We start from the raw sequence: 11,972 nt of genomic DNA, 5'->3' as shown, positions 1-11,972 counted from the left end.
ACGTTTGGGAGTGCTAATAAAGAGTCGTACAAAATGAAAACAAGAATTATAAAATATGTACCGGGATTTATGGCAATGGCCTCCGGGTTTATCATGGCCGTATCGTGCAAACCCGAATTTGAACCGGATATAGTGACCTATCCCGAGATAATGTTGAGCGATTTTAATCCGAAGACCGGTCGTCCCACTACCCCTATAACGATCTCCGGAACGAATTTCGGTGACGCTCCCGAAGCTGCGAATATTACATTTAACGGCACGGAAACCGGCGAAATTATCAGTTATTCCGATACGGAAATCGTTGTGGCAGTCCCTGAAGAAGTCGAAAGCGGACCGATCACTGTTCAGGTATGGACACATAAAAAAGTGACTTCAGATGATTTTGAATATATCCCGGGAGCCGAACTGTTCAGTGTGTCCCCTGAGAGTGCCGATCCCGGAGAAATCCTGTCGCTGACAGGAGCCAATTTTGGCAATGACCCGGATATAATAAGTGTAACATTTGGCGATATTCCTGCAGAAGTAGTGTCAGTCACGGATTCGGAGATCCGGGTTGTAGTGCCGGAGGGAACTTCAGGGACCATACGTATATATGTGGATTCCCAAACCATAGAAGGCCCTTTTTTCCTGATAGGTGAAGTTCAGTTGACAGGAAGTATTTTCGGTCATGAAAGTTCCTGGGGTGACAATCCCGATACCTATGTTTCTGCTGCTTTTGACGGAAATACGGAAACTTTTGTCGATGCCGCTTCGGCCGAAGGCTATGCCGGTATTGACCTGGGGGAAGGCAAGCAGGCTTTCGTTACCCGGGTTCGGTATTTTCCGCGAGCCTCGCATCCTTCGAGAATGGAAGGCGGAGAGATCAGGGTGTCTAATGATCCGGACTATATCAATAACTATACCTCTTTATACACCATTTCAGAAGTTCCTTCCGCCACGGAATATTCCGAGATAGCCCTGGATAGCGGGGGAGAAAGTTACAGGTATATCTACTATTACAGTGGTAACGGCTATGGCAATGTTGCCGAACTGGAATTCTATGGAGTGCCGGATAATTAGAAATAACCTTTTTATAAATTAAACCGTATTAAGAGCGTGTTTAAAAAGAATTCAATTGGCTAAAAAATGCCCTTTTTGTTGCCGACGCGCCACCTGGCCCCTTCACTAAAAACAGCCACTGGCTGTTTTCTTAACGTTCGGTCCTGTCTTTTTCTCGCCCCATAGCTACGGCTATGCTCCCGATAATCATCGGGATCAAAAAAGCCTTCATATGGAACAAAAATCATCATTTCCTGCCGGCCAGGCAGGTTCGCTACAATCAATCCTTTTTAAACATGCTCTAAGCATAACTAACCAAAACATTCAACCCAACTTCTTAAAGTAAATCAACCATGAAAAAGTATTTTTTGACCTTATTGTTTTCCATTGCCCTGGCTGGGAATCTCTTCCCGCAGGAATTTGTGCATCCCGGAGGTTTGCACACACAGGAAGACCTGGACCGTATGAAAGCAAAAGTCGCTGCCGGAGAAAGCCCGTGGATAGAAGGCTGGAATGCGCTGGTTGCCGATTGGAAATCGAGTTCCACTTATGGTATATCCGGCGGTGTCCGGGAAAATGCGAACCAACGGCAGAACATGAACAGGGACGCACAGGCGGCTTACCTGAACGCTCTCCGCTGGTACATTTCCGGGGACGTAGCCCATGCGGAAAAGGCCATAAGCATTTACAATGCCTACGCTAATACCGTCAACCAGATACCCTCGGGAGGAAACACGGATATACTGGGGCTGGGAGGTATCGGTTTTACAGCAATGGCCATAGGAGCGGAGATCATGAGGCTCTATGAGGGCTGGGCTCCGGAAGACTTTGAGAAATTCAAGTTCATGATGAAGGAGTATTTCTATCCTGTAAGCCACGATTTCCTGACCAACCATCGCGGTGCCTGCCCTACGCATTATTGGGCAAACTGGGACCTGAACAATATTTCTGCGCTCGTTGCCATAGGTATCCTTGTGGATGACCGGGATATTTTCAACGAAGGCATTGCGTATTTCAAGAATGGGATCGGGGCTGGAAGTATCCAAAACGCTGTCCCCTTTGTTCAGGGAAACTTCGGCCAATGGCAGGAATCCGGAAGGGACCAGTCCCATGGCATGCTCGGTATCGGGTTGATGGCCAATACCTGCCAACTGGCCTGGAACCAGGGAGTGGACCTGTATGGCTATGACAACAACCGTTTTCTAAAGGGAGCGGAATACGTGGCCCGTACCGGCGCACTTTCGCTCGAAGCCCCGTTTTTTGAAGAGTACAACAGCTGTTCCAACCGCAGGCACCGCTGGGTAGCCATCAATGCCCTGGGAAGATATTTTGACCAGCCCGTTTGGGAAATCGTCTATAACCATTACGTGGTGAAACAGGGACTGGAGGCACCCCATGTCAGGGCCATGGCGCAGATCATGAGATTAGCCGGGAGTACTAATGACCAATTGGGGCATGGGACGCTCACTTATACCCTGGACAGTGATTATTCACCCCCGGACTTTGCGGCACCTCCGGGACAATTGCAGGGGCTCATCGCAAATGAAGGCATCGGCAGGGTACAACTGCGCTGGAATGCACCCGAAAGCATGGACGCCATAGGGTACGTCGTTAAGCGTTCTACTACCCCCGGCGGACCATATGAAGAATTATCAAGAGGAAGTGGGAGTACCAACCCGGTATATACGGATACCAATGTGGAGAATGGCACCACATACTATTATGTGGTATCCGCTCATAATAAGACAGGAGAGGGGCCCGACTCAGAAGAGATCGTCGCTATTCCTAAAGATGAGGGAGAAGAGTTGCCTGCAGGTTGGGCCAGAGCAGACATAGGCAACCTGAGCATTGAAGGAGAGGCTGTCTATGCCGAGGTTAATACCGGCCACGCCTTTATCACCAAGGGAGGAGGTGTCATCGGCGGAACTTCCGATGCCCTGGGATTTACCTATGGGGTCGCTTCAGGAGATGTAACGCTCACCGCGAGGATAGCCGACTTTGGAGGCGTGCAAAAAACAGGGATCATGATCCGTGAATCCCTGGACCCTGATGCCAGGACCGTACTGATGAAAATAGGTGATGTGGGTTGGCGTGTCGCTGCAATGGGTGCGCGTACCGGAACAGGGGCAAATATGGAATGGATAGGCGGAAACCGCTACACCTGGCGTCCCGAAATATGGTTCAGGATTTCCCGGACAGGAAATACTTTTACCGTATATGAGTCCAACAATAAAGAGGAGTGGTTTGAAGTAGGCAGCCGTACCATTGAAATGGGTGCAAATGTCTATGTAGGGCTCTTCAACAGCTCCGGAAATACCACTTCCCTGAACACTACCCGGTATGATCATGTTGCTATTACAGGACTTGACAGTAATGTGCCGGATGCGCCTGCTAACCTTACTGCCTCACCCGGTAATACCCGGAATATGCTGGATTGGGATGAGGTTACCGGTGCTTCCAGCTATACCCTGAAGCGCTCTACAACCAGTGGAGGTCCCTACGAAGTGGTAGCTACAAACCTGAATGTCAATCAGTATACAGATAATGGTCTGGAGAACGGGACTACCTACCATTATGTAATATCAGCAGCTAATCTTTCCGGAGAAAGTGTCAACTCTTTGGAGGTAGATGCTGCGCCTGAATTAGCTGTTGCACCGGCACCTGAAGAAGTGACTGCTGAGTCGGTATCCGGACAGCAGATCAATCTTTCCTGGAATGCAAGTATAAGTGCAACAAGCTATCATGTAAAGCGGGCGACAGTAAGCGGTGGCCCCTATACAATTATTGCCAGCCCGGGTACCACTTCATTTAGTGATATCGACGTAAATCATTCCAACACTTATTATTATGTGATATCTGCTGTAAATGAACTTGGAGAATCAGAGGATTCCGAAGAAGTAAGCGCCACTCCCGGAAAAATCGCCTATCTGGCTTTCGATGAGACCGAAGGCAGTATTGCGGCCGATACCTGGGCCGATACGGATGGCACGCTCATAGGTGGGGCCACCTGGGGTGAAGGTATTGTAAACAACGGGATTTTACTCAATGGCTCCGGTGATTCTCATGTTGAATTACCCGCTGGTCTTATGGCCGGAGTGAACGATTTTACCATCAGTACCTGGGTAAAACTGGACGAAAACCCCACCTGGGGCCGTATCTTCGATTTTGGCTCGGGAACAGATACGTATATGTTTTTAAGCCCGGGAAGTAGCAGCAACACGGTACGTTATTCCATCAGGAAGGACAACATCGATCAGCAGATCAACAGTTCCCCGGTACTTTCGGTTGGGGACTGGCATCACGTGGCAGTAACCCAATCAGGTGACGTAGTGATCCTTTATGTTGACGGGGAAGAAGTTGGCCGTAACGAGAATATGACCCTCAGTCCTTCAGACCTCGGGAACACTGCCCAAAACTGGATCGGGAAATCCCAGTGGCCGGACCCGCTTTTAAAAGGGACCGTAGATGAATTCAAGATATACAGCAAAGCCCTGGACGCTTTGGAAATAGCCTCTGTTTATCAGGAATTGGCACCGCCGAATTCACCGAAAGACCTGGGCATTGACATTGCGGAAAATATGGTATCATTAAGCTGGTCCGCCGGTGAAACAGCTACTTCCTACAACGTTAAAAGAGCATCCACACGGGAGGGGCCATACAATACCATCGCAGAAGTTACTACAACTTCTTACGAAGAAAGTTATACGAAAGAGGACACTTATTTTTATGTGGTGTCCGCCGTGAATTCAAATGGCGAATCGGTAAATTCCACCTGGGTAAGTACAAATCGCCACAAATATATATACCTCAAATTCGATGAGACCGAAGGCAATATCGCCACCGATTCCTGGTCAGGCCTGGACGGTACACTGGAGAGTGGTGCAGGCCGGGGCGAAGGTACGGCAGACAATGCCGTTCACCTGGACGGTACAAACGAATCATACGCAACCCTTCCCGAAGGAATTATGACGGAGATAAATGACTTCACCATCTGTACCTGGGTTCGTTTAGATGAAGTGGCAACATGGGCCCGCATTTTTGACTTTGGCACCGAGAACGACAATTCCATGTTCCTGACCCCGAAGACCTCGACTTCCGGTGAAGGGATCCGGTTTGCCATTAAGACCCGGAACGGATATCCGAAGTTATCCTATAATCATACCTGGGAACCGGGTACCTGGACACATATAGCGGTGACTCTGAGTGAGGATACAGCAACAATGTACCTGAATGGAGAGCCGGTAGCTTCCAGTACCGATTTCACCAAACGGCCTTCAGACCTGGGTAACACTACCAATAACTACCTGGGAAAAGGGCAGAATACGGTGGATCCGCACCTGAAAGGTGCTATTGATGAATTCAAGATATTCAACAGGGCCTTGTCCGCTACTGAAATCCTGGATGCCATGAAACTGCCGCCTTATGTTCTGGCGAAGGATATAACTGTAGCACTGAACGAAGAGGGCCAGGCAGTGATTACTCCGGAACAGGTTAACAACGGTTCGGAAAGCTACCGGGGCGATCTCGGACTGTCATTGGACATAACAACTTTTGACTGTTCTCATGTACAAGCTCCGGTAAAAGTCACCCTGACAGGTGTGGATGATATGGGATATAGCAGTACATCAACGGCAACGATTACCGTACTGGATAGCCTGAAACCCTCCGTTGTTGCCCCGGCCGAACAGTTTTATTGTTACGATGATACCGAAACCTATTCGGTCCCCGAACTGGTTGCGACAGATAATTGCGGGATTGATGAAGTTAAATACACCGTTAGCGGAAGTACGACCAGGGAAGGAACAGGTGTTGATGCCAGCGGTAACTTTAATGTTGGTGAGTCGACAATTACCTGGACAGCTATGGATATTCAGGGGAATCATAGCGTCGATTCTACCGTTATAGTCGTAAATCCTCCCTTAACAGTAGATATAGCAGATACCTATGCTATGGATCGAACGTCCTCGGTAGTACCAAATACCATCTACCCGGGTTACGACCCTGCAGAGACGCTTACCATCCGGGCAAATGCTTTCGGAGGTGAAGGCAATTATACATATTTGTGGAACACGGGACAAAATACCGAAACCATTGACGTAAGTGCCGAAGGAACCTATTCGGTAACGATTACCGATGCAAAAGGATGCAGTGCCACAACGCAGATCAGTATTGCGGAAGTCAATGTCGGTTGCGGGAAATGGGGGCGTAAAGTGGAGGTTTGTTTTCACAACAATAAATTGTGCGTTGAGTCGCTGGCAGTAGCTTATTTGCTGGACTATGGAGGGCACCTGGGTACTTGCAGCGCAGAAACTGCTGTGAATGCAATGTCAACGGAAGAAGATCACTTTATTATCTATCCCAACCCCGCACATGATTTTATTGCCATTACGGCAAAAGAGGCGCCGGAAACCAATGGTTCGTTACAAATTTTTAACAGTACTGGGCAACTAGTAAAAACTCAGGAGTTTACCGATAAAAAAGAACAGATTCTGGATATAAAGGGGTTGCCAGGAGGAATCTACGTCCTAAAAATAAAGAGTGAACACAGCGTTACCACAAGAAAAATAATCAAGAATTAGACAGAAGACCCACGATTTATCTGTTGTGGAGGATAATTGTCACCCATTTTCGCCGGGGAAACTTAAAATTGCAGTGTAAAACTATTTTTCTCATAAATAGTCCGGGTGGTAAAGAGCCGGAGGGCGAGACAACAGGAGAAACATTTTGCTCCCTGAGGCTCTTTTGAACTCTTCTGAAAACAAAGAGTAGTTAGTAGTTAGTTGATAAAAGAGGTATAGAAAATATACCTGGAAGGGCTGTTGTTCTTTCAGGTTCTATACCTCTTCATTTTTTGTGGAAAACACCAAAATAAAATGTGTGGTACAGCCTTGAATAAGGTAGAATAAAGCTTTAAATTAAAGGAACTGTCTGTAAAAGGACGGTTCTTTTTTTAAGGGCCAATCTTGCAGTGAGGCAGGAAAAAACTACCTTAACCAATTAGAAACCGATAAACTGGGGACATTCACGAATTATGAAAAACAGGCTGCTATTATTCAAAAGTGCAGGGATATGCTGAATGCCCTTAATCGCTATGACATTGTTATCCGCAAACAGTTTATAGTAAAAACACTTTCGGCAGACCATGCAGAAGACGCCCGATTTACCGGGGAAGAAGTGCATTATTTCTGGAATCGAAGCAAAATGAGTATTACGGATACTGTAGTTCATCCTTCGCCCTTAGGAGAGCCGGAAAAAAAAGCCTTATGGAAATAGCGCCGGATTCTTTTTATATAGAACCTTACGTGGTACAATTTCTCATAGAGAAAGGATATCCGGGAAACAGTGGAAATCCGTATCCTTTAACCTTGCCGGCTATAATAGCGCTACAGGATTCCCATCCGTAGAAATGTTAAAAAAAAGAAGTGTTTAGCGGAGATTTATATTACGGCAAAATGCTACTGCTTATGCCATAGACTCATAACGAAACGTGATGCTGATTAAGTATGTGGTATAAGAGGTTACTTGAGTTCACACTTCGTGGATTTAACGGATGGATGACCGCCGTTTTCAAGGACTTTTCTCTTATAAGATTACTTCATTAAATACCTGTCGGGGCATGGGATAATGTAGAAGTATACTCAAATAATTCTTGTTGTATCCCGGGCCATGCAGGTATGTTCCGGTTCAAATACCCCTGTTGTTCCCGGCAGGGGCTTCTTTTTGTTAAATTCTTTTTAAACATGCTCCAAAAACAGGGCTTATCTCCAACGCCTGTCCTGTTCCCGATAATTCGGGATATCGAAGGACTCTGCATCGAAATGAGTTAAGGTTTACTCGTTGGAATACCCTTATCCCGATACCGGAATGCTCATGATACCCGATCCGGAATTAATAATCGAAAGTATCTTTTGTATGTTGAAATTTTAACAGATATTTAAGATTTATTGATATTATTATAATACACCCCTAAAAAATGATTTTTAAATATTTACTGTTAATTTTTTTTCTCCCGTTTATAAAAACCAAGCAACAATATGCAGAAAAACAGATAGATAGCATCCGGGAGAACGAGACACATTCACTTCGAAAAGAAGGCAAATTCGAAGAGGCCATGATGCTAAACATGGAATTGATCCGGGCTTCCAAACAACTCAACTACAAAAAAGGAGTGGCCTATGGGTATCTGTACATAGCTAATGTTCTCAGTACACTTGGCAGGCACGAAGAGAGTCTGAGGTACTTGAATCTGTCTGAAATGAATGAATATAAAGCAAAGAATCCGGAGATAAAGGCGCGTATTTTTGGTGAATACGGAAGGAATTATATGGCATTAGGCGCAAGTGAAAAAGCTATAGAATGTTATGACAAGGGCATCTCGCACTTTAGGAGTACCAATGGGAAGAATAAACAGCTTCTTGCTTTTCTTTACCACAACAAAGCGGTATCTCTTTCCGAGCATGGTGATATGGATTCCGCATTGTTTTTCTTGCGTAAAGCATCGCAGGCAAATCCTTCTTTGTTTGAATATTCGGTTCTGGCCTATCATCATTTGATGGTCCGACATAATAATGACTCCGCCGATTATTATTTAAACAAAGCCAGGAACTTAATCCATACAGGGCAACATTCCCAGTATGACATGACGGTTTACCTGTTAAACAGGGGGAGGTTGTGCAAAAACAAGAGAGAATACAAAACTGCTTTAGACTATTACAAGCGGTCACTTGTCATATCCAGGCAGATAAAAAGGGCAAAGGAGATTCGCAAGTCTTATAAATTACAATCCGAGGTTTACGAATTGCTGGGAAATGGGGAAAAATCACATGAATGTTTATTAAAGTATACACAGATAAGTGATAGTATGGACCTGGAAAGAAGAAAGACAATCAATATTCTGATAAAAAAATTCCTGGAAGAGCAGGAGAAAGAGTATAAATCTACCAAAAAGCGACTGCAATATATCACGACGGGATTAGCTACTTTTTGTTTTTCAGTGCTGTTTTTTTTATTGATTTACTATAGAAAAAACCAAAAAGAAAGGGTGCGGTTACTGGTAAAAAAAAACGCGATAATCAAACAAAAAGAAATAGAGAAGAAAGAACTGGAGCGGAAACTAAATGTCGCATTTAGTGAAGTAGTATCATTGGCAAAAAAAAATGCTCCGTGTTTTTTGACGCGGTTCCAGGAAGTATATCCCGAAGTATGTAAAAAACTACTTATCATAAATCCCGGGTTGGTAAAGACCGAACTTACTTTATGTGCCATGATCTGGCTTAACTTTTCCTCCAAGGATATTGCCCGTTATACCTTTGTACAACACAAAACAGTACAAGTTAAAAAATACCGTCTTCGAAAAAAAATAGGTATTCCGGTTACTGAAGATATTTCTTTATGGATGAGGAATTTGTAACCTTATCCGGTTGTAAAAAAAGTGTCTTAATGAGAGATGTAGTACATCTGTAACCCTCTTTTTGCGACATCTGTAGAATATTTTCTTCACCTTTAACTGAGACATAAACCAGAACTGATCAAGGATATCCTGTCCCCGTAGTACCGGGCTGACAAGATATTCCGGAGGTAAACATACATCGGATAAGATGACCCATATGAACCCCGGGAAAACCATAAAATAATATAATATCTCAAAAAGAGATTTTCATGCTCGTGCAACATTACCCCATTTATAAAAATAAACCATAAAACCCGGGAAAATACCTGGAACTATCCCGATCAAACCAAACAAACCTAATCAAAGACTCATGGAGAATAATGTACTCTGACATACGGATAGGCTGCAACTTATCGATATGAGTCTGATAACACTAAATAGATGTTTTTGCGGTATATATACAAATGCATATACATCAACGTATTATGTTTTCTCTTTCCTGCTACGGGAAACGGACAACAATACTCCAGGAGCCAGATAGATACCTTGTTACTTTATCAAACGGAAGCTCTCAGGCTGGATGGAAGGTATGAAGAGGCTATGGCTTTAAATATCCGGGCGATCAGGATGGCCGAGGAAATAGATTACAGGAAAGGAATTGCCCGGGGGTACCTGTATCTCGGAATCCTTCTGTGTGAATCGGGACAACCGGAAGGAGAGATAAGCGGATATCTCGTAAAAGATACATGGTCTAACGACAATATCCGGGTGGAAAAGGAAGGTTTCCCGTCAATAGAACTTACCAAAGAACAGGGAGCAAAATATCGGAAAGTTACACCTCAATTACATTACATTTCCTGGGGAATAATGATTTTATGTATAGTAATCCTCCTCCTTGTATTAATATATTATGAAAAGAGGAAAAGCAAGAATACACAATTAATACTTGAAAAAGACATGTTGATACAGCAAAAGGAAATGGAGAGTGAGGAACTTCGGAAAAAACTCAATGTCGCATTCGGAGAAGTAGTGGGACTGGCAAAAGAAAATGCCCCCTCCTTTCTGACACGATTTCAGGAAGTATATCCCGAGGTATGTACAAAACTACTGGACATAAATCCAAAGCTGGTGAACACCGAACTGAATTTATGCGCTATGGTCTGGCTTAATTTTTCCTCCAAAGAGATAGCCCGATACACATTTGTACAGCCTAAAACAGTGCAGATAAAGAAGTACCGCCTTCGAAAAAAACTCAATGTTCCGTCAGATGAAGATCTTTATTCGTGGATACGAAATTTGTAATCGCATTTATACGACAAAGACTCATAAAATGAGAAGTGTAGTACATCTGCAACCCTGTTTTTACAGTGTCGTTGGAATATTTTCTTCAATTTTATAAAAGAAAATCTGCTTAAAACTTTCATAAAAACATTTGCGCGATTCTATAGAAACCAAAAATGTGTTTACAACCTGTATGGAAAACTGGCTACCCCTCTTCTGGTTATAATGTCCAAATAAAGTAAGTGACACTTTATTAGTGACGGATCGGGAAAACAAAGACATTCTGATTATTTGATATAGTGAATTAGTTAATTATTAAACATGTCTAAAATTAAGCACATATGAAAAGAATACTTTTACTCTTGATTTTTAGCTTTTGTGTTTTTGAATTGTATGCCCAGGTAGGTATAGGAACACCAATGCCGGACAATTCAGCACAATTGGATGTTGTTGCTTCTGATAAAGGAATGCTTATTCCAAGGGTAGCTTTGACCAGCAGCACAGATGCCATGACCATAGCCAATGGAAATGTAAACAGCCTTTTGGTATTTAATACCACTACTGCGGCAGACATTTCACCCGGTTATTATTATTGGTATGAAGACAAATGGCTCCGGGTTATTAATTCCGCGGATGCGATCGGGGGAGGAGACCTTCCGGACAACGTTATGGTTTTTAATCCCGTAACTAACGAGTTTACTTATATAGATGAAAATGGCAATACACAGGTAGTCAATATCGAGGAGATTGTCCAGGCCAACGAAACGTTGACCCCCCTGATAAACAACAGTGATGGCACTTATACCTATACCGATGAAGAAGGGACGGAGACGATAGTGGATATCCCTGCCGGTGTAGTAGAAAACATCCAGAACGAAGGCGACATCTATAACGAGATCATCAACACGATCACGGCCAACAGCGATGCTTTGGTCGACAACGGTGATGGCACCTTCACCCATACTGCAGCCGATGGCACCGTAGTAACTTTCGATGGGAACACCACGACGGTAACGGATAATGGCGATGGCACCTATACGATTACCAATGCCGACGGTACCAGTGTAACGGTTGATGTAGTAGGCGATGTAGTAGAAAACATCCAGAACGAAGGCGACATCTATAACGAGATCATCAACACGATCACAGCCAACAGCGATGCTTTGGTCGACAACGGCGATGGCACCTTCACCCACACTGCAGCCGATGGCACCGTAGTAACTTTCGATGGGAACACCACCACGGTAACGGATAATGGCGATGG

Annotated in this window: 7 protein-coding genes; all 7 read left to right on the top strand. The window is 44.4% G+C overall.

The window, feature by feature from the left end:
- Nucleotides 1-33: 33 nt before the first annotated feature.
- Entirely contained in the window at nucleotides 34-1,059 is a 1,026-nt protein-coding gene (locus ACVBDU_RS20780) for an IPT/TIG domain-containing protein (protein WP_447181614.1), read from the top strand.
- A gap of 332 nt (nucleotides 1,060-1,391) precedes the next feature.
- Entirely contained in the window at nucleotides 1,392-6,617 is a 5,226-nt protein-coding gene (locus ACVBDU_RS20775; protein ID WP_447181613.1) for a LamG-like jellyroll fold domain-containing protein, read from the top strand.
- A 490-nt stretch (nucleotides 6,618-7,107) separates the two neighbouring features.
- Complete coding sequence (locus ACVBDU_RS20770) at nucleotides 7,108-7,311, top strand: hypothetical protein (RefSeq protein WP_447181612.1); 204 nt, start codon at nucleotides 7,108-7,110, stop codon at nucleotides 7,309-7,311.
- Complete coding sequence (locus ACVBDU_RS20765) at nucleotides 7,302-7,442, top strand: hypothetical protein (RefSeq protein WP_447181611.1); 141 nt, start codon at nucleotides 7,302-7,304, stop codon at nucleotides 7,440-7,442. The genes ACVBDU_RS20770 and ACVBDU_RS20765 overlap by 10 nt, the downstream gene beginning before the upstream one ends.
- A gap of 569 nt (nucleotides 7,443-8,011) precedes the next feature.
- The gene (locus tag ACVBDU_RS20760; RefSeq protein WP_447181610.1) at nucleotides 8,012-9,448 is read left to right on the top strand and encodes a tetratricopeptide repeat protein; all 1,437 of its coding nucleotides are present in this window, start codon (nucleotides 8,012-8,014) and stop codon (nucleotides 9,446-9,448) included.
- 426 nt (nucleotides 9,449-9,874) lie between these two features.
- Complete coding sequence (locus ACVBDU_RS20755; protein ID WP_447181609.1) at nucleotides 9,875-10,729, top strand: helix-turn-helix transcriptional regulator; 855 nt, start codon at nucleotides 9,875-9,877, stop codon at nucleotides 10,727-10,729.
- 320 nt (nucleotides 10,730-11,049) lie between these two features.
- Nucleotides 11,050-11,972 (top strand): phage tail-like protein (locus tag ACVBDU_RS20750; RefSeq protein ID WP_514372390.1); only part of this gene is annotated, 923 nt, incomplete at its 3' end.

Source organism: Sinomicrobium endophyticum, from assembly GCF_052983315.1.
The sequence above is the reverse complement of the archived record's forward strand: the minus strand, read 5'-3'. Positions and strand labels throughout refer to the sequence as shown.